This is a genomic window from Bradyrhizobium canariense, from assembly GCF_900105125.1.
Taxonomy (GTDB): Bacteria; Pseudomonadota; Alphaproteobacteria; order Rhizobiales; family Xanthobacteraceae; genus Bradyrhizobium; species Bradyrhizobium canariense_A.
Genome location: NZ_LT629750.1, coordinates 2,582,816 through 2,604,992, shown reverse-complemented (window position 1 = coordinate 2,604,992; position 22,177 = coordinate 2,582,816). Strand labels below are relative to the sequence as shown.

Here is a 22,177-nt window from a genome sequence, read left to right as displayed (position 1 = left end):
TGGGCAAAACGCCGCATTGAGTGTTTTCAGTTGACGAAGCAGCCATCAACCGAAGTATGTAGCTAATGCTATATTCAAATCTAGACGTTTCCGAGATGTTTGTGGACCGCCAGTCACAGCGCGGTTCCATGCATACCCGCCATCTGAACGAACAGCTTGTTCGGGTCCTCAAGACGATCGGCTACGACGTCGGCTTTCAAAAGGGGCAAGGCCAATACCTGTTCGATCGAGATGGCGTTCGCTATCTCGATCTGCTGAGCGGTTTTGGCGTTTTTGCGATTGGCCGGAATCATCCGGCACTGCGCACGGCGTTGAAGAGCGTGCTCGACAGCGACCTGCCCAATCTCGTGCAACTCGACGTTTCGACGCTCGCAGGGGTGCTCGCGGAACGTTTGCTGGAGCATGTGCCGTATCTGGATAAGGTCTTTTTTGCCAATTCAGGCGCGGAATGTGTCGAAGCTGCGATCAAATTCGCACGCGGCGCCACCGATCGCCCCGGCATCGTACACTGCGCGCATTCCTATCACGGATTAACCTACGGCGCGCTTTCGCTGACCGATGATTCGAACTTTCGCGGCGGATTCGAGCCGCTGCTGCCCGGATGCACATCGATTCCGTTCAACGATCTTGCTGCGCTGGAACAGGCGCTGTCGTCGCGTCAGGTTGCCGCCTTTATCGTCGAGCCGATCCAGGGCAAGGGCGTCAATATGCCCACGGATGAGTTCCTGCCGGGTGCGGCGGCGCTGTGCAAGAAGTACGGGACGTTGATGGTCGCCGACGAGATCCAGACCGGAATGGGCCGGACCGGACGATTCCTCGCCGTCGAACACTGGAATGTCGAACCTGACATCGTGTTGCTCTCCAAGGCGTTGTCGGGCGGTCATGTCCCGGTCGGCGCGCTGCTCACCCGCAAGAACATCTTCGACAAGATATTCAACCGCATGGACCGTGCGGTTGTGCACGGATCGACGTTTGCGAAAAACGATCTGGCGATGGCGGCGGGCATCGCAACGCTGGAAGTGATCAAGTCGGAAAAGCTGGTTGAAGCAGCCGCCAAGCGCGGCGCCGAGCTCCGGCTGGCGCTGACGCGGATGGTTCCCGGCTATGAATTGCTGAAGGACGTTCGCGGCAAGGGATTGATGATCGGCGTCGAATTTGGTCCGCCGAAGTCCTTGCGACTGAAGGCGTCGTGGAACGTGCTGGAGACCGCCAACAAGGGCCTGTTCTGCCAGCTCATCACCGTGCCGCTGTTCAAGGATCACAAGGTCCTCACGCAGGTCTCCGGCCATGGCAGCCACACCATCAAGCTGCTGCCATCGCTGACCATCACCGAAGAAGATTGCAAATGGATCGAGACGGCGTTCGATATCGTCATCGCGTCCAGTCACAAGGTTCCCGGTGCGATATGGTCGCTCGGGAAAACCCTCGTCGACAACGCCGTCCGCAAGACGGCGTAACGGCACGATGTAACAGCACGATCTGCAATCTCGCCGGTTCCTGGAGCTAGCCCACGGAATTGGTCCGCAGCGACGTCTCGAACTTCTCGCCGAATTCGGCGAGTTCGTCGGGAGCGATATCGCTGACCGCCCAGAAGTTCATTCCTTGCTCGCTCCAGCGTCGGACGTTGAACCCCTGCATGGTTTCCATTTTTGCGGCGCGGTGCTCGGTGCTGGCGGTCTGGGCCACGAACAGGTTGATGATGTGCTGACGCCGGCGATAGACCACGGCACCGATCGCCCGGGCATCGACATAATCGAGCCGGCCGCCGATCAGCGTGAAGCCCTGCGCGGTGAGATCGATCACCGGCGGAGAAACATCCAATTTGCCATTGAACCAGGGTTTCACGGTGTGCTGGTCGGTGGAGACCACGTCGATGAGATGACCTGCCTGCAGCGATCGCAGATGCGCCGAGACGACCTCCGAGACAACGCGCTGGTCGTCATCGTTACGCAGCACGATGGCGACGAGACCGGTGGCCGCGATCGCCGACACCGCCGAGCCCATGGCGAAGCCTCTGAGCACCGAACGACGGTTCGGTAATGCTCGTGTTTGCGGCAGCGATGCTTCGATACGCCGGCGCAGCGCCAGCGGGGCCGTATAATGCAGATCGGCGTCTGCAACGGCCTTGCTCATCTCGCGATAGGCGGCAAGCTGCGCGGCGCAGCGCGGGCAGTCGGCGATATGGGCTTCGACGTCGCGTGCATGTCCGGCGTCGAGTTCGCCGTCGATCAGCGCGTGAAGAAGGATCTCTGCTTCATCGCAAGTCATTTCGGTTGCTCCTCTGCCGCCATCCATGCCGATCGCAGCATGGAGCGGGCGCGCGCGAGACGGGACATCACCGTGCCAACCGGCGCAGCAACGATGTCGGCAATTTCGCGGTACGAAAGATTGTGAATTTCGCGCAGCACGAACGTCTCGCGAAACGGTTCGGCGAGCGCGGTCACGAGCTGCTGGATCGTTGACGCGTCGCGGCGGCGCAACATCTGCGTCTCCGGCGTCTCTTCCGCTTCGTGCCACAGCGGCGTCTGCTCCTCGCTATCGGCCACATCGTTGACCGCGCCGGTCGGCGAACTCGCGCGCCGCGCAAATTCGGCGCGACAGACATTGCGCAGGATGGCGAACAGCCAGGGCTTCATCGCCGGCCCGCGATAGCTGTCGAAATGCTTCAATGCGCGCAAATAGCATTCCTGCACCGCATCCTCGGCGTCGGTCGCGTCGCGCAGCAAATGGCGCGCGAGCGTATAGACATCGTCGAGATGCGGAAGCGCCGCATCGCGAAACCGCCGCGCTTTGTCGGCATCATTGTCCGAAGTGGTGACCGGCATCGCCTCTTGCCCGGCTTTTGCTGAAAATGTGTATGTCCGGCCGGCTTCGATGCGCCGGCCGGACATCATTGTGATGCCTTGGTTTTGACCGCTATTCAACCTTGATCGTCCCGGTCATGTGCGGGTGCAGCGAGCAAAAATACTTGTAATCGCCTGCCGCCGTGAACGTGAAAGAGAAGCTGTCGTCGGTATCCAGCGCCTTCGACCTGAATTTACCCGCGGAGACGATGGTGTGCGGAATGTCATCGTGGTTGCTCCAGGTGACGGTGTCGCCGACCTTCACCTTCAGCTCAGCCGGCGTGAAGGTGAAATTATCGATTGTCACCTTCGTTTCGGCGGCAAACGCACCGCCGGGATGCGAGGATAGTAACGCAGCGACGGCCAGGCGAATGCCGAAGGTGCGGAGAGTTGCCGAAATCATCTTGGATTTCCTTTAGCCTTGCAGCGGGGTGTCGATGATCGCGAGGCGCTGGTCGCCACGCTTGAAGTTGATGCTGGCGACACCGAGCATGCTGCGGAGCTTGTCGTCGGCAACTTTCATCGGGCCGGGCGAGGGGGCCGCGCCCGGCGCCGGCTGCGGGAAAGCGGTCGAGCGCGCGGTGTGGAAGGTGACGTTGCCTTCGATCTTCTGCATCACCTGGTGAATGTGGCCGTTGAGCACCGTCACCGAGCCGAACCCTTTGAGGTAATCCAGCACGCGCGCGCCGTCCTCGGTGCCCCAGCCCCACTGCGGATAGACCGTCCACAGCGGGATATGGGCGAATACGACGATCGGCGTCGATTTCGAGCGGCCTTTCAGATCTTGCTCCAGCCATTCGAGCTGCTCGTCGCCGAGATTACCGAGACCGCCAGCCTTGAGATTAACGACGTTGACGAGGCCGATGAAGTGAACGCCGCTGGCATCGAATGAGTAATAGCCCGCGCCTTTCGTGCCGCGGCCGTAACGATCGCGATAGAACTTCACCTCTTCGTCGAGGAAGTCGTGCTCGCCCGGCACATAGTGCACGTCGAGCTTGGCTTGCGAGATGATGCGCTCGGCGTCATCGAACTCGGACGCCTTCGACAGATGGCTGATATCGCCGGTGTGAATCATGAACGAAGGCTTCACCGGCATGGTGTTGATCTTGGCGATTGCTTCTTCCAGCGTGCCAAGCGCGTTTGGATTGGCCGGCTTGTCGAAGCCGACATGGCTGTCGCTGATTTGCAGGAACGTCATGCCGGCGGGCTCCGCGGCCATCGCCGAGCCGACGAGCCCGAGCGAACGAGGCACGCCGCCTGAAATCGTCCAAAGCACGCCGGTGCCAGCCCAGGTCATGCATTCCAGCACCCGGCGGCGACTGACGCCCCGATCTTCATTGTTGTGGTCGTGATCAAACCCGCTCATTGCCACTCTCCATGAGCCCCTGATTGGGCTTCGGCGACATGATTGGGAGAGGGGGCGGTTTATTCCCGGAAATTTCCGCAGCAGACGAAAAAGCCGACGCAGGGGGCAATGACGTTTCCGTGACCGGGCAGGCCTGCGATCATCCCGCCCACTCTGCTTGCGGCCGTCGGCAAGGCGATCGATCAGGCCTGCAAATATCCGGATGGTTGAAAATCGGCTGCGACGGAGTTGTGCTAACCTCCTTTCTGAATTAGCGAGGCGTCCCTACGTCCTCAGCATCGACTTCATGGTGCGAGCATGAATTTCGTCGAGATGCCGGATTTCCGTCAGGGGTGGGCGCGACGTATTCGGGAATCGATACGGCAAAGACCCCATAGCGGCCCGACCGTCATGGTGGCGCAGCGTATTATTCCGCTCGATCGGGCTCGCACCTTTGTTACGTTCTTGGTGGTGCTGTACCACTCGGTGATCAACTACACGCATTTCGGGATTGGCGGCGACCGCATGCGCTGGCTTGGTTTCGACCTGATCGTGCTGTTCGAAGACAGCTTCTTCATGGCCTGCATGTTTTTCATTTCCGGACTGTTCGTATCCGACAGCCTGGCGCGCAGGGGGTCGGCAAATTTTCTGTCAAATCGCGGCTGGCGCCTGGGCATACCCTATCTGGGGTCCATCTTCGTCCTGATGCCGATTGCCTATTTTCGCTACCAGTTTCCGGACGCGGCGGACATCAATTTCTTTCATTTCTGGTGGCGCACGCTGACGACCGGTCCCTGGCCGCCGGGGCCAGCCTGGTTCCTGTGGGTATTGTTGACGCTCGATGCAATCGCGGCCCTGCTATGGGCGGTAGTACCGCGCGCGATCGAAGCGCTCGGGCGGCGCATTGATACCTTGCGTGACCGGCCGATGACCGCCTTCGCCGCGTTCCTGGTCTTCTCGATCATCATCTATCTGCCGCTGCGCCTGGAGTTCGGCGATTCCTCCTGGTTCGTGCCCGGCCATTATCCGCTCATCATTCAGACCAGCCGTATCCTGCTCTATGCCGGCTATTTCTTTGCCGGCGTAGGCATTGGCGCCGCCGGGTTGAGAAGCGGACCGCTCGCGGAGAAAGGCGAAATCGTAAAGCACTGGATGGTGTGGTTTGCCTTTGCGCTTGCCTTCTATGGCGCGATCCTGGTTCTGGTTTATGCGCACCACAATTGGATCGTGGATTTCAGGTCGCCGCCGCTTTGGTGGCACACGGCTTACGGTGTTTCGTTTGCGATGTTCTGCGCGTCGATGACGCTGACGATCCCTGCGGTTTTCTTGCGCTTTGCAGGATCCCCGCTTCGGCTGCTCGACACGATGCAGCCCTCGGCTTACGGCATTTATCTCCTGCACTTCATTCCGCTGATCTGGCTGCAGTACCTCGTTTACGATCCGGCCTTCCCGGCCTTCGTCAAATTCGCGATCGTGTTCGCCGGCACGCTTTCAACAAGCTGGGGGCTTACCGTCCTGTTGCGAAAAATTCCTGTCCTGGCGCGTCTGATCTAAAGCATGATGACTTTTAGTTGGATCGGTCTGTCCGAAGTTTTCCTTCACCTCTCCCATGGGGAGAGGTCGGATTGCGAAGCAATCCGGGTGAGGGGTTATGGACCACGATAGACCGTACCCCCTCTCCCCATGGGAGAGGGGGAGACAGACTTCCGCTGACGATCTAACTCAACCCAATCTCATCACGTTTTAGAAATCGGCGGCGGGCGCTACCGCGCATCCTCAAGGATCATTGCGGCGCCCTTGTCGGCGATCATCGCGGTCGGGGTGTTGGTATTGCCCGAGGTGATCGTCGGCATGACGGAGGCGTCGATGACGCGCAGGCCCGCGAGCCCAAGAAAACGCAGACGTTCGTCGACGACGGCGGTGGGGTCGCTGGTCTTGCCCATCTTCGCGGTGCCGACGGGGTGAAAAATCGTGGTGCCGATATCGCCGGCGGCCTTCGCGAGCGACGCATCGTCGTCGCCGACCGATGGGCCCGGCAGAAATTCGCTGGGATGATAGGGCGCGAGCGCGGGCTGTTGCATCAGCCGCCGCGTGGTGCGGATCGCATCGGCGGCAACCTGGCGATCTTCAACCGTCGACAGATAGTTTGGCGCGATCGAGGGCGCCTGATCGGCCTGCGCGGAGCGAACGCGCACGGTGCCTCGCGACGTCGGTTGCAGGTTGCAGGCGCTGACGGTGATCGCCGGGAAGCGGTGCAGGGGATCGCCGAACTTGTCGAGCGACAGTGGCTGCACGTGGAACTGGATGTTAGCGCGTTCGCGGTGCGGATCCGAACGCGTAAAAATTCCGAGCTGGGACGGCGCCATGGTCAATGGGCCGCGGCGGCGGAAGGCATAGTCGAGGCCCATCAAGCCGCGCCGCACCAGCGAGTAATAGGTCTCGTTGAGGGTGCGAATGCCTTCGACCTTGTAGATCGCGCGTTGCTGCAAATGGTCCTGCAGGTTGCGTCCGACGCCCTGGCGATCGAGCACGGTTTCGATCCCCAGCGGCGCCAGCCAGTCCGCCGGGCCAATCCCGGAGCGATGCAGCACCTGGATCGATCCGATCGCGCCGGCGCACAGGATGACTTCGCCCTTGGCGCGGGCTTCGACCATTTCGCCGCCTTGCATGAAGCGCACGCCGACCGCGCGGCCGTTCTCGACAATCAGGCGATCGACCAGCACGTCCTTTTCCAGGCGCAGATTGGGGCGATTCAAAACCGGCTTCAGGAAGCCCCGTGCGGAGGACCAGCGGCGCCCGCGCTTCTGGTTGACGTGGAAATAGCCGACGCCCTCATTGTCGCCGGTATTGAAATCCGGGATTTTGCGAATCCCCATTTCTTCCGCGGCCTCGCCGACGGCGTCCAGAACGGCCCAGGACAGCCGTGGCGCCTCGATCCTCCAGCCGCCGCCGGTGCCGTGATATTCGCTGTCTCCGAGAAAATGATCCTCCAGCCGCCGGAACGCGGGCAACACATCATTCCAGCCCCAGCCGGTGAGGCCGAGCTGACGCCAGTGATCATAGTCGGCCGCTTGCCCGCGCATCGAGATCATGGCGTTGATCGCAGACGAGCCGCCGATCACCTTGCCGCGCGGATAGGCCAGCGAGCGGCCGTTGAGACCTGCTTCCGGTTCGGTCTTGAACATCCAGTCCGAGCGGGGATTGCCGATCGCGAAGAGGTAGCCGACCGGGATGTGGAACCAGATCCAGTTGTCATTGCCGCCGGCCTCCAGGATCAGGACGCGATTGGCGGAATTGGCCGACAATCGGTTGGCGACGATGCAGCCCGCGGTGCCCGCACCGACGACGATGTAGTCGAAATCACCTTCTAACCGCTTCATAAGTCACCACCGTGCAGCCGCTTTGGGCAATTTATAGGCCATAGCGTTGCTGTCGCCCGCTGTACAGCGCAGGGGGCGGCGCCGAGAATGTTGGGCCGAACGCAACGGCGTGCTAGACTAAGCGGTCACACTTGGTCCCTGCACATTTGGCCCTTTACCCGAGACCTTTCATGCCCATCATCAATCGTGTCGCCGATCTGCAACCGGATATTCAGGCCTGGCGCCGGGATATCCACCAACACCCCGAACTGCTGTACGACGTCCATCGCACTGCAGCATTCGTAGCCGACCGGCTGCGGGAGTTCGGCTGCGACGAAGTCGCCACCGGTCTCGGCCGCACCGGCGTGGTCGGTGTCATCAAGGGTCGCAAGCCTGCCGGCAAGGGCGACGTCAAAGTGATCGGGCTTCGCGCCGACATGGATGCCCTTCCGATCGAGGAGGAGACCAATCTCGCTTATGCCTCCAGGACGCCGGGCAAAATGCACGCCTGCGGTCATGACGGACACACCGCCATGCTGCTCGGTGCGGCGCGCTATCTCGCCGAGACCCGCAATTTCGCCGGTGACGCGGTCGTGATCTTCCAGCCGGCCGAAGAGGGCGGCGCCGGCGCCGCCGCGATGATCAAGGACGGCCTGATGGATCGCTTCGGCATCGATCAGGTCTACGGCATGCATAACGGTCCGGGGCTTCCGATCGGCTCGTTCGCGATCCGGCCCGGTCCGATCATGGCCGCGACCGATGCCATCGACATCAGCATCGAAGGGCTGGGCGGCCACGCGGCGCGTCCGCACAAATGCATCGATTCCGTTCTGGTCGGCGCGCAGTTGATCACCGCCTTGCAATCGATCGTGTCGCGCACCGTGGACCCGCTGGATTCGGCCGTCATTTCGATGTGCGAATTCCACGCCGGCAATGCGCGCAACGTCATTCCGCAAACCGCCGAGCTGAAAGGCACGGTCCGCACGCTGACGGCGGAAGTGCGGGAATTGGTCGAGAAGCGGGTGCGCGAAGTCGTCGCCGGCGTGGCGCAGATGACGGGCGCGAAAATCGACCTGGTTTACGAACGCGGCTATCCGGTCGTGGTCAACCATTCCTCGCAGACGGACCTCGCGACGCAGGTAGCGAAGGAAGTCGCCGGAGATGCCAACGTTCACGAGATGCCGCCGCTGATGGGGGCGGAGGATTTCGCCTACATGCTGGAGGCCCGGCCGGGCGCGTTCATCTTCTGCGGCAATGGCAACAGCGCCGGGCTGCATCATCCCGCTTATAATTTTAACGACGAGGCTATCGTGTATGGCACGTCGTACTGGATCAAGCTGGTCGAGAACACGCTGGCGGCGTGAGGCCGGTCACCGGCCCGGTGAGGTCCACAAAGAAGCATCGATAAGAAAAAGGCCCGCGCTGTCACGCGGGCCTTTTTGTTGGTTCTCGGTCCGCCGCTGGCTGCGGCGAATGGTTCGGTTAGAACAGCTTCGAGAAGATCAAATACAGGAAGCCCGAGAGGATCATCGCGGCCGGCAACGTCAGCACCCAGGCGAGCGCGATGTTGCGGATCGTCGACCATTGCAACCCCGACCCATTCGCCGCCATCGAACCGGCGATACCCGACGACAACACGTGAGTGGTCGAAACCGGCAGGCCGTACCCATCGGCCGCCGCGATCGTGGCGGCTGCCGTGATTTCGGCGCAGGCGCCCTGCGCGTAGGTGAGGTGGGTTTTACCGATCTTCTCACCGACGGTGACGACGATGCGCTTCCAGCCGATCATCGTGCCCAGACCGAGCGCGATGGCGACGGCGATTTTCACCCAGGTCGGAATGAACTTCGTCGCGCTGTCGAGCGATCCCTTGTAGCTGTTGAGGGTCGCAACGTCAGCGCTGCTGAGTTCACTTTCCTTGTCCTTCATCAGGAAGCGAAGGGCTTCGGAAACCAGGTACATGTCGTTACGGGTGTTGCCGACGAGATCGGCGGGGACCTTTGCCAGCGTTCCGTACTGATGGACCTGGTCGCTGATGTCGCAGACAAGCACGGCCAGCGACGGATAGGTGCCCTCGTTGATCTCATGTTCCGCAACATAGTTGGTCACAGCCGGCCGCGGATTGCCGATCACGTTGAAGCCGGCGGCCTTGCTGTCGATGATCTTGCTGGCAGCGATTGAATTCGTGCTGAACTGCTCGATCTGGCTTTCGGGCAAGGCGCGGTTCAGTGCATAGGCCGTCGGCACCGTTCCGATCAGAATGAGCATGATCAGGCCCATGCCCTTCTGGCCGTCGTTGGATCCATGGAAGAAGCTGACCAGCGTACAGGTCAGGATCAGAATGCCGCGAATCCACCATGGCGGCGGCTGATCGCCCACCGGTTCGCCGAACAAGGCCGGCGTAACACGCAGCAATACCGCCTTGAGGACGAAAAGAAGCACAGCCGCCAGCACGAAGCCGAACAGCGGCGACAGCAGCAGCGCCTTGGCGATACCGGCCGCCTGCGACCAATCCACGCCGGAGGTGCCGTTACGGCCGCGCAGCAAGGCATTGGTGATACCGACGCCCATGATCGATCCGATCAGGGTGTGCGAGCTCGACGCCGGCAGGCCGAAATACCAGGTGCCGACGTTCCAGATGATCGCTGCGATCAAGAGGGCGAAGACCATGGCGAAGCCGGCGCTGCTGCCGACCTGCAAGATCAGTTCGACGGGGAGCAGCGACACGATGCCGAAGGCGACCGCGCCGCTTGAGAGCAACACCCCGAACAGGTTGAACATGCCCGACCAGACCACGGCGGCGTTGGCAGGCAGCGAGCGGGTATAAATCACCGTGGCGACGGCGTTTGCGGTGTCGTGGAAGCCGTTGACGAATTCGAAGCCGAGCGCAATCAGCAGCGCGACAAAGAGCATAAGGTAGGGCAGGTACGATGTGACCCGCGTACCGGTCGCGTCGACGTCGGAATAGATGCTGTAGGCGACGAACAGGAGCGCAGCCGCAACCACCCCCATGTAGATGATGCCCTGCAGCGGATTAATCCCGCCATCGAGGTTGGGGCCTTTTTTAGCGGCGGGCTCAATCGAACCAGGTAATGCAACGTCGCTCATGGTAAATTTCTCCAAAATCCGGTGCCCGGACTTTGCGCGATCGATGTGACAGCCACGTGAAATGGCCACGAAAGTCCTGTGTTGAGATGCCGTCAAATCGAGCTTCGGTCCGGTCGGCCGCGCCAGGCGTCTCCGCGGCTTTCCTTTTGAAATGATAGGAACATTGCTTGGGAGGTGACGTTGAGCTGCCGGGTAGACCCCGCATTTCAGTGACGTCTCAGAAGGAGCGTGCCATGACCGCCAAGGACAAAGACCTCAACGACCTGTTTCTCGATACGCTCAAGGATATTTATTACGCCGAAAAGCAGATTTTGAAGGCGTTGCCGAAGATGGCCAAAGCTGCCAGTTCCGACAAACTCCGCGCGGCGTTCGAAAAGCATCACGGCGAGACCGAAGGCCAGGTCGAACGCCTCGAGCAGATATTCGAGCTGATCGACAAGCCGGCGCGCGGCAAGACCTGCGACGCGATCCAGGGCATCCTCGATGAGGGCAAGGAGATCATGGACGAGTACAAGGGCTGCGAGGCGCTCGACGCCGGCATGCTTGCCGCGGCCCAGGCCGTCGAGCACTACGAAATCTCCCGCTATGGCACGCTGAAGCAGTGGGCGCAGCAGCTCGGCATGAAGGACGTGGTCCGGTTGCTGGATCAGACCTTGCAGGAAGAGAAGAAAACCGACCAGAGCCTGACGACGCTCGCGGAAGCCGCAGTCAATCTTGCCGCGGCAGCCTGAGATCAGGCGTCGAACCCGTCATGCCCGGCGAAAAGCCGGGCATGACGGTCGATCGACCGGCGTTTCCAGGAAGATTCAGGCCGCGTGCGCGGCTTTTTTCAACAAATCGGCGGCAATCCGGAGATCATCGACAAAGCGCTGATATTCCCGCGCCTTGGCGTCTTCGTCCGGCAATCGCAGCAGATAGGATGGATGCACTGTCACCAGCGCCTTGATGCCGTCCTGGAGGTCAATCAGGCGCCCACGGTGCTTGTTGATCGGTGTGATTTTTCCGAACACGCTTTGCGCCGCGGTTGCGCCCATCGCGACCACCAGCGCGGGTTGGATTGAGGCCAGTTCGCGCTCGTACCATGGCCGGCATGCCCTGATCTCCGGCGTGTTCGGTTTCTGATGCAGGCGGATTTTGCCGCGCGGCACAAACTTGAAGTGCTTTACCGCGTTGGTGACATAAGTCTTTGTGCGATCAATGCCGGCTTCTTGCAGCGCCCGGTCGAGCATCTGTCCCGCCGGTCCGACAAAGGGCTTGCCGGCGAGGTCTTCCTTGTCGCCGGGCTGCTCGCCGACCAGCATCACTTGCGCGTGCTGCGGACCTTCGCCGAACACGGTTTGCGTCGCATCTTTCCAGAGCGGGCAGGCGCGGCAATCGGCTGCTTCCTCGCGCAACGCTTCGATAGTGCCGGATCCTGCATGCGGGGGTTTCATGGGTGGCTCCGGCCGTTTCTGGGACTTATGCGGTTCGGTTGCGGCTTTGGCGATCATGGCACCGGCCAGGCGTTCGGCATCGGCGATCAAGGGTTTAATGATCGAGGCTTCCGGCAGGTTCCTCCAGTATTTCCTGGGCATCTCGGTTTGCATGGCTTTCACCTTCAGCCGGGCCGGATTGAAGATGCTGGCGTAGTACCGCCGCCAGGTTTCCTCCAGCCGGTCCTCGCTCGGCGCGTCAGCCTTGCCGACGCCGGATGTCATGGAGACCGCATGGCCGTCCCAATGGGCGCAGACGTCAGGGGTCAGGATCGACCAGGGCATGTCGGCGAAACGCCGCGCGAAGAACGGCGCGGCCGCCTCGACGATGTGATGCTCAGGTTCGAACCAGGCCACGAAATGCGATTTCTGTTCGCGCCCGACTTCGCGAAAGCGGACGAAGGCGTGCATCTTGTGTTCATCGCGGCGCACGGCCCTGGCCATTGCCGTGACCTGCGCGACATCGGGATCGGTCGCGACGTCAAGCAGATCGTGGTTGCTGCGCAACCGCCACAGCAGGCGATAGAGGATCGCAAAGCGCTGGGGATCGCGGTGCAGGATCGCGGATTGCGCCAGTTCGACGAATTTGGCTGACACGTTGAAAGTGCCTGACGCCGGTTCAAACGGTGGAGCTTCGGCGGCTTGTTCGAACAGTTCGGGCTCGCTGCCGCGCAGCGTCCATGTCACGTCGGACGGGTTCACATGGTTCAGCGCCAATGCCCGCGCAGCTTTACGCCAGCCATCGAAATCTGTTTCGTTGTCGAGGGTTATGAGGTGCATCAGAAGCCAAATCCGAGCTGTTTCGCCTTCGGCTTGAACCGCTCCGCCAGCCGCGCATCGTCCAAAAGATGCGGTGGCGGCCGGTGATCGCTGAGAACGACGAAGGGCAAAGCCTTGTTTCGGGGGATGTGCAGCCGGGCCAGATCGGCGACGCGAATGGATGTGACGCGGCGGGTGGCGATGATGCGGTCGACCGCCTTGGTGCCGAAGCCGGGCACGCGCAGCAATTCTTCGCGGCTGGCGCGGGCGATATCGAGCGGGAAGCGGTCGCGGTGCCGCAGCGCCCAGGCGAGCTTTGGATCGATGTCGAGCGGCAGCATGCCTTCCGCCTGGTCGACGATTTCGCCGACATCGAAACCGTAAAACCGTATCAGCCAGTCGGCCTGGTAGAGCCGGTGTTCGCGAACCAGCGGCGGCGCGGCTAAGGGCAGGGCGCGGCTGGCATCGGGGATCGGGCTGAACGCCGAGTAATAAACCCGCTTGAGCTTGTAGGAGCCATAGAGATTGGCTGACGTGTCGAGGATGGTCTGGTCGTTGGCGGCATCCGCGCCGACGATCATCTGCGTGCTCTGGCCGGCCGGTGCAAAGCGCGGCGGTTTTGTTCTCGTCGGGGTCTTGCTGTTCTCCTGCGCTTCATCGAGTTTCAATCGCAGCCGGCCCATGGTGCGGCGGATTGCGCGCACATCTTTCTCCGGCGCCAGTTTCGCCAGACTCGTCTCTTCCGGGACTTCGATGTTGATGCTGAGGCGATCGGCGTATTTGCCGGCCTGCGCGATCAGCGCGTCGTCGGCTTCCGGAATGGTTTTCAGATGGATGTAGCCGCGGAAGTGATGTTCTTCGCGCAATTTGCGCGCGACGCCCACCACCTGCTCCATGGTGTAGTCGGCGCTGCGGATAATGCCGGAGGAGAGAAACAATCCCTCGATGTAATTGCGGCGATAGAAGTCGAGCGTCAGCTTCACCACTTCATCCGTTGTGAAACGCGCGCGCGGTACGTTGCTCGAGGTGCGATTGACGCAATAAAGGCAGTCGTAATTGCAGGCATTGGTCAAAAGGACTTTCAACAGCGAGATGCAGCGTCCATCCGGCGCGTAGGAATGGCAGATGCCCATGCCGGGGGCGGTCGAACCCATGCCCTTGCCGTCGCTGCTATCCCGCCGCTCGGTGCCGCTGGAGGCGCAGGAAGCGTCGTATTTGGCTGCATCCGCCAGGATTTCCAGCTTGCGTTGCACATCCATCGCTGAATCCTCTTGATTCCATTCATGAATCGCCTGAAGCGCCAATTCGATTGACTCCGCGGGCCCTGTTAGCTTTATATTAGAACATATCATGAACAAATGAGCCAGCTTCGGGTTCATGCAAAGAACCACTGGCAGTCCAATATTTTCGAGGAGCGGCGCATGTGCGAGCGCGATCAGCAAAAGTGGTCGCCGGTTTTGCGTCCGATCGCGCTCACTTTTTTTAAGAGGGGCGCATGATCTTGTCGCCAAACCGCTCACACTTTGGCGGATCATGCGCCGCACGCACCAGCACGCTTGCGACTTTACGCGGCAGCATCGAGCGCATCGAAACGCCTGGCGCTGCGTACGCGCTCAACAGGGTGCCGCTCGGCCATGCCGAGGCGGATGCGACGCTGCAGGGCGGCCTCGCCAGAGCTGCCGTGCACGAGGTGTTCGCCGAGGGACACCAAAGTGGTGCGGCCACCGGGTTCATCGCAGGGCTCGCGGGGCGGGTGTCATCACGCCGGCCTTTGGTGTGGGTGCGGCAGGATTTCACCGAAATTGAATCAGGCGCGCTGTCGATGAGCGGGTTGGCCGAGCTTGGCCTCGATCCGCGGCAATTGGTGACCGTGCGCGCGGCTGATGTCGACGGCGCGTTGCGAACGGCGGCCGATGCGCTTGCCTGCGATGCGGTGGGCGCTGTGGTGCTGGAAGTCTGGGGCGAGGCACGTCAACTCGACCTCGTCGCCAGCCGCAAGCTGACGCTGACCGCACAAGCCTCTGGCGTCACCTGTCTGCTGCTGCGCGTGGCAGCAGAGCCGTCGCCTTCAACCGCGGAGACAAGATGGATCGTGCGCGCGGCGCCTTCACTGCCTGCGGCGCCCTGGAGCACATGGGGTGCGCCTGTGTTCGACGCGCAGCTCATTCGAAATCGTCATGGCCTTGTTGGGCGATGGATCATGGAATGGAAATGTGATGAGTGCCTTTTCAGCGAACCGGCGGCGTATCCTCAGCCTGTGGCTGCCGCGCCTGCCCATCGATCGCATCAAACGCCAGCTCGGGTGCAACAACAGCGCCGCGCCGGCTGAATCGTTTCAGCGTGAGGTGGGTATCGGTTCGCGTGAAATTTCTCACGACTCGGATGGTCGGCTCTCTCCCCCCTTGCGGGGGAGAGTTGGAGAGGGGGGTAAGCCGCAAACGCCGGAGCTTGCGGGACCCCCCTCCCTAACCTCGAGAGCGAGCTTTGCTCGCCTCGGCCCCCGCAAGGGGGGAGAGAACGACACCAAATCGCGAGATGGTTCAGATGACGCCCCCAGCATCGTCGTCGCCAAGCAAAACAACGCGCTGCAGATTTACGCGCTGGATGATGCCGCCGCCCGTCTCGGCCTTGAGATCGGCCTGCCGCTCGCCAACGCCCGCGCGATCTCTCCGCAATTAAAAGTATTCGATGCCGATGAAGTTGCCGACGTCAAAACATTGAATGACATCGCCGACTGGTGCGACCGCTTCACGCCGCTGGTGGCGCTTGACCCGCCACATGGCTTGTTTCTCGACATCACCGGTTGTGCCCATCTGTTCGGTGGCGAAGCCGCGTTGATGCGTCTGGTGTGCGAGGTGTTGACCGCGCAAGGCTTTACCGTCAGCGCCGGGATTGCCGGTACCCCCGTCTGTGCGCGGACCATGCGAAGTCATGTCCATGGCCGCATCGTTGCGGATGGCGAGGAGGCCGGCGCGGTCGATCCGCTGCCGGTGTTTGCCCTCGGCGCCGATGACGCCATCACCCGGGGCCTGCGCCGCGCCGGGCTTAAAACCATCGGCGATGTAGCCTCGCGGGCGCGCCACGAAATCACCGCGCGGTTTGGCGCTGGTTTCACGGCCCTGCTGGAACAGGCGTTAGGGCAGGGCGATGCGCCGATCAGTCCCCGAAAGCCGCCGCCGGATTATATCGTGGAGAAACGCTTTGCCGAGCCGGTGGCGACCGATCAGGTGATCTCCGTGACCTTGTCCCGTCTGGCGCAAATGCTGGTCGCGGCAATGGACAAGCAAGGCAAGGGGGCACGGCGGCTGGAAGCGAGCTTCTTCCGTACCGATGGCGCGGTGCGCTCGATCGTGGTGGATACCGGGCGGCCCGTGACCCGGAGCGAGATCATCGATCGGCTGTTTCGCGAGCGGCTCGATGCGTTAAACGATCCGCTCGATCCCGGTTTCGGCTTCGATCTCATTCGCCTGTCGGCGAGCCGTACCGAAATCGTGGTGCAGCAGCAGCGCGATCTCGATGCCAATGTGCATGACAATGACGAACTGGCGGCGTTGATCGACCGTATTGCCGCGCGCATCGGCGGCAAGCGCGTGGTCGTGTACTTGCCGCAGGATACGCATATTCCGGAGCGCGCGGTGCTGGCCGCGCCGGCGCAGCATCATTTGGCCGCAGCGATGCAGGCGGCGTGGCCGGCTCGTGTGGAGAGCGAGCCTCCATTACGGCCGCTGCGGCTGTTTGAAAGACCGGAGCCGATCAAGGTGCCGTTCGCAACGGTGCCGGATGGACCTCCGCATCATTTCACCTGGCGCCGCGCCACCCATGCGGTGGTCCGCGTGGAGGGGCCCGAGCGCATCGCCATGGAATGGTGGAAGCAGAACGCCGAGGTGCTGACGCGCGATTATTTCCGCATCGAGGATGAAGCCGGACTGCGTTTCTGGATTTTTCGCGATGGCCTTTATGGCAGCGAACTCATGGACGGTGAGGGGAAACCCACGCCTGCCAACTGGTTCGTGCATGGATTGTTCGCATGACGGCTGTTCGCATGACCAAGTCAGGCGGTATTGCCCCAACGCCCGGTTATGCCGAGATCGGCATCACCACGAATTTTTCATTCCTGCGCGGCGGATCGGATCCGCGGGCTTATGTGCACCAGGCGAGCGAGCTCGGCCTTCCCGTGATCGGCATTGCCGACCACAACACCCTGGCCGGCGTGGTGCAGGCTTACAAGGAACTCGACAATCCCGACGTCATGCACAAGCCGAAACTTCTGATCGGCTCGCGCCTTGTCTTCATCGACGGCACGCCGGATATTCTGGTCTATCCGCGCGATCGCGCCGCCTATGGCCGGCTGTGCCAGCTCCTCACCCGCGGCAAGCGGGGAAACGATACCGAGAAGATCGAGAAGGGCGAATGCCATTTAAGGCTCGATGATCTCCTGGAATTTTCCGAAGGCCAGCTTCTGGTGTTGACGCTGCCGCACCGCTATGAGGCGGCCAGCGCCTTGAAAATTCTGGAACGGTTGCAGGAGAGTAGCGCCGATGGCGTGTGGCTGGCGGCGAGCCTGCTGTATCGCGGCGATGACCGGCGCCGTCTGGCACGGCTGCATCACCTGGCTGCGACGGCGGGGGTGCCGCTGCTCGCGACCAACGAGGTGCTGTACCATCATCCCGCGCGCCGACCGCTGCAGGATGTGCTCACCTGTATCCGCGAGAAGACGACGATCGATGCCATCGGCAGGCGGCTTGAGGCCAATGCCGAGCGCTATCTGAAGCCGCCGGGTGAAATGGCGCGGCTGTTTCGCGATCTTCCGGAGGCGATCGCGGAAACCATGCGGTTTGCCGATCGCATCGTGTTTTCAATGGATCAGCTCAAATACCAATATCCGGACGAGCCGGTGCCGCCCGGCAAAACCGCACAACAGCATCTGGAAGACCTGACATGGGCGGGTGTGAAGCAATATTTTGACGGCAAGATTGACGATACGCTCCGTGCGACCTTGAAGAAGGAGCTCGATCTCATCGCCGAGCTCAAATACGCGCATTATTTCCTCACCGTGCACGACATCGTTCATTACGCACGCAGCCAGGACATCCTTTGCCAGGGCAGGGGATCGGCGGCGAACTCGGCCGTCTGCTACGTGCTCGGTATCACCTCCGTCGATCCGACCAAGGTCGATCTGTTGTTCGAGCGTTTCATTTCCAAGGAGCGGCTCGAGCCGCCCGACATCGACGTCGATTTCGAACACTCGCGGCGCGAGGAAGTGATGCAATATGTCTATCGGCGCTATGGCCGGCACCGTGCCGCGATCATCGCAACCGTCATTCACTATCGTCCGCGCAGCGCGATCCGCGATGTCGGCAAGGCGCTGGGGCTGACGGAGGATGTCACCGCGGCATTGGCCGATACCGTGTGGGGAAGCTGGGGCAAGGGTCTCAGCGAGATGCAGGTGAAACAGGCCGGGCTCGATCCCCAGAATGCGATGATCGAGCTCGCCGTCGAGCTTGCCACCGAGCTGATCGAATTCCCCCGGCATCTGTCCCAGCATGTCGGCGGCTATGTGCTGACGCAGGATCGGCTCGATACCTATGTGCCGATCGGAAATGCCGCGATGGATGACCGTACCTTCATCGAATGGGACAAGGACGATGTCGACGCGCTGAACATGATGAAGGTCGATGTGCTGGCGCTGGGCATGCTTACCTGCATCCGCAAATGTTTTGATCTGATCGCCGATCATAAGGGCGCGCGTTACGAACTGGCCGATATCAAATCAGTAGACAACGACGAAGTTTATCAAATGCTGCAACGAGGCGAGTCGCTCGGCGTATTCCAGGTCGAGAGCCGCGCGCAGATGAACATGCTGCCGCGCCTGAAGCCAAAGACATTCTATGATCTCGTCATCGAGGTCGCGATCGTGCGGCCGGGGCCGATCCAGGGCGACATGGTGCATCCTTACCTGAAGCGCCGGAAAATGAAGCCCGAGGATATCGAATATCCGTATCCCAAGGGCGGCAACAAGGATGAACTCCGCAACGTCCTGCACAAGACCCTCGGCGTGCCGCTGTTCCAGGAGCAGGCGATGCGCATTGCCATCGAGGCGGCAAAGTTCACGTCCGAGGAAGCCAACGGATTGCGCCGCTCGATGGCGACCTTTCGTAATCTCGGTACGATCGGCAAATTCGGCGACAAGATGATCGGCAACATGATCGCGCGTGGCTACGATCCTGCATTTGCCAATAATTGCTTCGAGCAGATCAAAGGTTTCGGCAGTTACGGTTTCCCGGAGAGCCATGCGGCGAGCTTTGCGCAGCTCGTCTATGTCTCGTCATGGCTGAAGCATTATCACCCGGACGCGTTTTGCTGCGGGCTTTTGAACTCGCAACCGATGGGCTTTTACGCGCCGGCGCAGATCGTCGGCGATGCCCGCAACAACGGCGTCAAGGTGCGTGAGATCGATGTTTCCTATAGTTTTGCCCAGAATACATTAGAGGAGAAAAACGGCGACCATCACGCCGTGCGGCTCGGCTTCCGCCAGATCGATGGCTTCAAATGGGCCGATCCGGATGATGAGCGGTTGAAGAAAATTCAGGCGTCATTCCGGGATGATGCCTCCACACCGTCATTCCGGGATGGTCCAAAGGACCAGACCCGGAATCTCGAGGTTGTATCGCGAGATTCCGGGTTCGATGCTGTCGCATCGCCCCGGAATGACGATGTTGTGGTGACGCCCCGGAATGGCGATGAGAAAGCAGACGACTGGGCCGAGTGCATTATCGCGGCACGTAACCGCCGTCCCTTCACCTCGCTGGAGGATTTTGCCCGCGACACCGGCTTGCCCAAGCGGGCGCTGATCCTGCTGGCGGATGCCGATGCGTTTCGCTCCATTGGGCTTGATCGGCGTGCGGCACTTTGGGCGGTGCGGCGATTACCGGACGATGTGCCGCTGCCGCTGTTCGAAATCGCCACCGCGCGCGAGCAGCCCGACGAAAACGCAAAACCGTTGCCGCTGATGCCGCTGCCGGAGCAGGTGGTCGCCGATTATCAGACCATCCGCCTGTCGCTGAAGGGCCACCCGATGCAGTTTCTGCGGCCGACGTTTTCGCGCGAGCACGTCATCGCCTGCGCGGAGGTTTGCCATGCCAACGATAAAAAGCGTGTGCGCTGTGCCGGCGTCGTACTGGTGCGGCAGCGTCCGGGCAGTTCCAAGGGCGTCGTCTTCATGACTTTGGAGGACGAAACCGGCATCGCCAACATCGTGGTGTGGCCGAAAGTGATGGAGCATTTCCGCAAGGAAGTGATGGGTTCACGGCTCATCCTGATCGAAGGCTACATCCAGAGCAGCCCGGAAGAAGTGACGCATCTGGTCGCCCAGCGTATGTTCGACCGCTCGCATGATCTGATCGGCCTGGCCAATGATGCGCGGGCCCGCAAACACGCTTTGCCGGTAGGGCCTGCGCTGATCGAAGCGGTCAATGATGACCGGCGCGAGCACCCGGATAATCCGGCGCAGAAGATCCGCCATCCGCGCAACGTGCGTATCCTGCCGCGCTCGCGGGATTTTCATTAGGCCTGCCGCAGCGGCAAAACCGGACAACCGGCACTTCCGAGATTCCCCCCGACCGGACGTGACGCGGACATGCCAAAATCGACACGAATGACCCGAAGGAGAAATTCCCCGACCTTGCCGCTTGCGGCCCTCCCATTTACGCGTCAGTGCTTGTGCGTTAAGTTCCAGCGGGCATCATGAGCCGTGCGTGGCTGATTTGTCCGCAGGCTGAGAGCTGGATATGCAGCCGATGACCGACATCTCTTTCGAGACGGCTCTGGGCGAACGCGTCGATGAGATGCTCGACGCCTGCACGCGATGCGGCAAGTGCGTCGAGGTTTGTCCGAGCGTGAGACCCGCCGGCATCTCGGCCACGAGGTCCGAAGACATCATCAGCGGCGTACTCGACCTTGTACGCACCGGCGATGGTCCCGAGGCGGCGCGCCAATGGGCGGCGTCCTGCATGCTCAGCGGGGAATGCATCAAGGCGTGCGATTATGGCGTCAATCCGCGCTTTCTGCTTGCGATGGCCCGCCTCGGCATCGCAAAGGCCGACAGCGGGCTGCCTGAACGGCGACGCCAAGGCTTGGAGAGATACCGCGATCTCGGCCGCGACGTGACGGTGCTGTCGCGTTTGCAGCTCGATAGCGAGGTACTGGAGCGGCTTGGCCAGAAATCGGCGACGGTATCAAAGCCCGCCGAGGCGCCTGACTTCATTTTCTATACTGGCTGCAACGTGCTCAAGACGCCGCATATCGCGTTACTTGCCCTCGATATCATGGATGCGCTTGGCGTCACTTACCAGGTGATGGGTGGGCCGAGTCATTGTTGCGGCGTCATGCAGCTGCGTACTGGCGACCTCGAGATGTCCGGGCGTATGGCCTCGAGCACGATGGAGAAGCTGTCGCATTCCAAGTCCGGCCAGGTGATCTCCTGGTGCCCGAGCTGCTACGTTCAGTTTACGGAATTGACACTGCCAACGATTGAACGACAGCACGGCTCGCGACCGTTCGAGATGACGCCATTCATGCGGTTTCTCGATGGCCGGCTCGCTCAATTAAAACCGCAACTACAGCGACGGGTCGAAATGCGGGTCGCGCTGCACCGACATCCCGGCGTAGTCGGCGTCATGGAAGCCGCGGCTGAAATCCTGAAGGCTATCCCCGGCGTTGAACTTGTCGATCTGAAGCAGCCTGCGGTCGGCTTGCAGAGTGTTAATGTCGGTGTGCTTCCCGCGTTCAAGCGCGAGCTGCAACTTAACGAACTCGAGGCGGCGCGTGACGCGGGCCTCGATGCTCTGGTCGCGGTCTATCACTCCGATCATCGCGAGCTGTGCGCGCACGAACGCGACTGGCCATTCCGCATCGTCAACCTCCTCGAGGTGGTCGGCGAGAGTATGGGGCTGCACCGGCACGATCGCTACAAGCAGCTCAAGATCATGCAGGATGCCGACCAGATCGTCGCGGAATGCAGCGACCTGATCACAAAGCACTCGCTTGACGCCGGCAACGCCCGCAGCGTCATCGTCAAGGCGATGCTCGGCGACCAACCGCTTCCCTTGAAACCGGGCTCGGGACCGGTGGGGCAATCCGCGAGCGACGGGCACTAGCGAGTTCCCGAAGGCCCGTCGCCGTTAGGAGCCCTATACTTTCCATCGTACGGTCATGCTTTGGCCAAAACTGCATTGAGTGTGACATTGGGGAGGGTGCGCGAATGGATCCCACACCGAAACCGAAAACAACTGAACC

Annotated in this window: 16 protein-coding genes; 8 read left to right on the top strand and 8 right to left on the bottom strand. The window is 61.3% G+C overall.

What is annotated here, in order from left to right; all coding sequences use genetic code 11:
• Nucleotides 1-65: 65 nt before the first annotated feature.
• The gene (hpnO, locus tag BLV09_RS12500) at nt 66-1,457 is read left to right on the top strand and encodes an aminobacteriohopanetriol synthase HpnO (protein WP_146687501.1); all 1,392 of its coding nucleotides are present in this window, start codon (nt 66-68) and stop codon (nt 1,455-1,457) included.
• Between the two features lie 46 nt (nt 1,458-1,503).
• On the opposite strand, the gene BLV09_RS12495 is transcribed toward hpnO, so the two are convergent.
• The 4 genes from BLV09_RS12495 to BLV09_RS12480 form a co-directional block, all read right to left on the bottom strand.
• Nucleotides 1,504-2,268 (bottom strand): anti-sigma factor family protein, encoded by a 765-nt coding sequence (locus BLV09_RS12495; protein ID WP_146687500.1) that lies wholly within the window; start codon nt 2,266-2,268, stop codon nt 1,504-1,506.
• Entirely contained in the window at nt 2,265-2,825 is a 561-nt protein-coding gene (locus tag BLV09_RS12490) for a sigma-70 family RNA polymerase sigma factor (RefSeq protein ID WP_244549064.1), read from the bottom strand. Before BLV09_RS12490 ends, BLV09_RS12495 begins: the two co-directional genes overlap by 4 nt.
• A gap of 91 nt (nt 2,826-2,916) precedes the next feature.
• Entirely contained in the window at nt 2,917-3,246 is a 330-nt protein-coding gene (locus BLV09_RS12485) for a cupredoxin domain-containing protein (RefSeq protein WP_100380761.1), read from the bottom strand.
• A gap of 12 nt (nt 3,247-3,258) precedes the next feature.
• Nucleotides 3,259-4,209 carry a metallophosphoesterase family protein gene (locus BLV09_RS12480; RefSeq protein WP_100380762.1) on the bottom strand — a complete coding sequence of 317 codons (951 nt, stop codon included), beginning with the start codon at nt 4,207-4,209 and terminating at the stop codon, nt 3,259-3,261.
• Nucleotides 4,210-4,506: 297 nt separating this feature from the next.
• Between BLV09_RS12480 and BLV09_RS12475 the strand changes: the two genes are divergently transcribed.
• Nucleotides 4,507-5,742, top strand: a complete 1,236-nt coding sequence (locus BLV09_RS12475; RefSeq protein ID WP_244549063.1) for an acyltransferase family protein — start codon at nt 4,507-4,509, stop codon at nt 5,740-5,742.
• Nucleotides 5,743-5,951: 209 nt separating this feature from the next.
• On the opposite strand, the gene BLV09_RS12470 is transcribed toward BLV09_RS12475, so the two are convergent.
• Nucleotides 5,952-7,568: a GMC family oxidoreductase gene (locus tag BLV09_RS12470; RefSeq protein WP_146687498.1), complete on the bottom strand. Its 1,617-nt coding sequence runs from the start codon at nt 7,566-7,568 to the stop codon at nt 5,952-5,954.
• Between the two features lie 170 nt (nt 7,569-7,738).
• On the opposite strand from BLV09_RS12470, the gene BLV09_RS12465 reads away from it, so the two are divergent.
• Nucleotides 7,739-8,911, top strand: coding sequence for a M20 aminoacylase family protein (locus BLV09_RS12465; RefSeq protein WP_100380765.1), 1,173 nt, complete (start codon nt 7,739-7,741; stop codon nt 8,909-8,911).
• 118 nt (nt 8,912-9,029) lie between these two features.
• On the opposite strand, the gene BLV09_RS12460 is transcribed toward BLV09_RS12465, so the two are convergent.
• Complete coding sequence (locus tag BLV09_RS12460) at nt 9,030-10,652, bottom strand: inorganic phosphate transporter (protein WP_146687497.1); 1,623 nt, start codon at nt 10,650-10,652, stop codon at nt 9,030-9,032.
• A 233-nt stretch (nt 10,653-10,885) separates the two neighbouring features.
• On the opposite strand from BLV09_RS12460, the gene BLV09_RS12455 reads away from it, so the two are divergent.
• On the top strand, nt 10,886-11,383 hold the full coding sequence (locus BLV09_RS12455; protein WP_146687496.1) for a ferritin-like domain-containing protein: 498 nt from the start codon (nt 10,886-10,888) through the stop codon (nt 11,381-11,383).
• Nucleotides 11,384-11,458: 75 nt separating this feature from the next.
• On the opposite strand, the gene BLV09_RS12450 is transcribed toward BLV09_RS12455, so the two are convergent.
• Together BLV09_RS12450 and BLV09_RS12445 are read right to left on the bottom strand one after the other, a co-directional pair.
• Nucleotides 11,459-12,904 carry a UdgX family uracil-DNA binding protein gene (locus BLV09_RS12450; RefSeq protein ID WP_146687495.1) on the bottom strand — a complete coding sequence of 482 codons (1,446 nt, stop codon included), beginning with the start codon at nt 12,902-12,904 and terminating at the stop codon, nt 11,459-11,461.
• The gene (locus BLV09_RS12445) at nt 12,904-14,142 is read right to left on the bottom strand and encodes a putative DNA modification/repair radical SAM protein (RefSeq protein WP_146687494.1); all 1,239 of its coding nucleotides are present in this window, start codon (nt 14,140-14,142) and stop codon (nt 12,904-12,906) included. The genes BLV09_RS12450 and BLV09_RS12445 overlap by 1 nt, the downstream gene beginning before the upstream one ends.
• 236 nt (nt 14,143-14,378) lie before the next feature.
• On the opposite strand from BLV09_RS12445, the gene BLV09_RS12440 reads away from it, so the two are divergent.
• From BLV09_RS12440 to BLV09_RS12425, 4 genes are all read left to right on the top strand, one after another.
• Complete coding sequence (locus BLV09_RS12440; protein WP_146687493.1) at nt 14,379-15,212, top strand: ImuA family protein; 834 nt, start codon at nt 14,379-14,381, stop codon at nt 15,210-15,212.
• The gene (locus BLV09_RS12435) at nt 15,100-16,914 is read left to right on the top strand and encodes a Y-family DNA polymerase (RefSeq protein WP_349536752.1); all 1,815 of its coding nucleotides are present in this window, start codon (nt 15,100-15,102) and stop codon (nt 16,912-16,914) included. Before BLV09_RS12440 ends, BLV09_RS12435 begins: the two co-directional genes overlap by 113 nt.
• Nucleotides 16,911-20,450, top strand: a complete 3,540-nt coding sequence (locus tag BLV09_RS12430) for an error-prone DNA polymerase (protein WP_244549062.1) — start codon at nt 16,911-16,913, stop codon at nt 20,448-20,450. Before BLV09_RS12435 ends, BLV09_RS12430 begins: the two co-directional genes overlap by 4 nt.
• A 229-nt stretch (nt 20,451-20,679) precedes the next feature.
• Nucleotides 20,680-22,038, top strand: a complete 1,359-nt coding sequence (locus BLV09_RS12425; RefSeq protein ID WP_244549061.1) for a (Fe-S)-binding protein — start codon at nt 20,680-20,682, stop codon at nt 22,036-22,038.
• Nucleotides 22,039-22,177 lie beyond the last annotated feature (139 nt).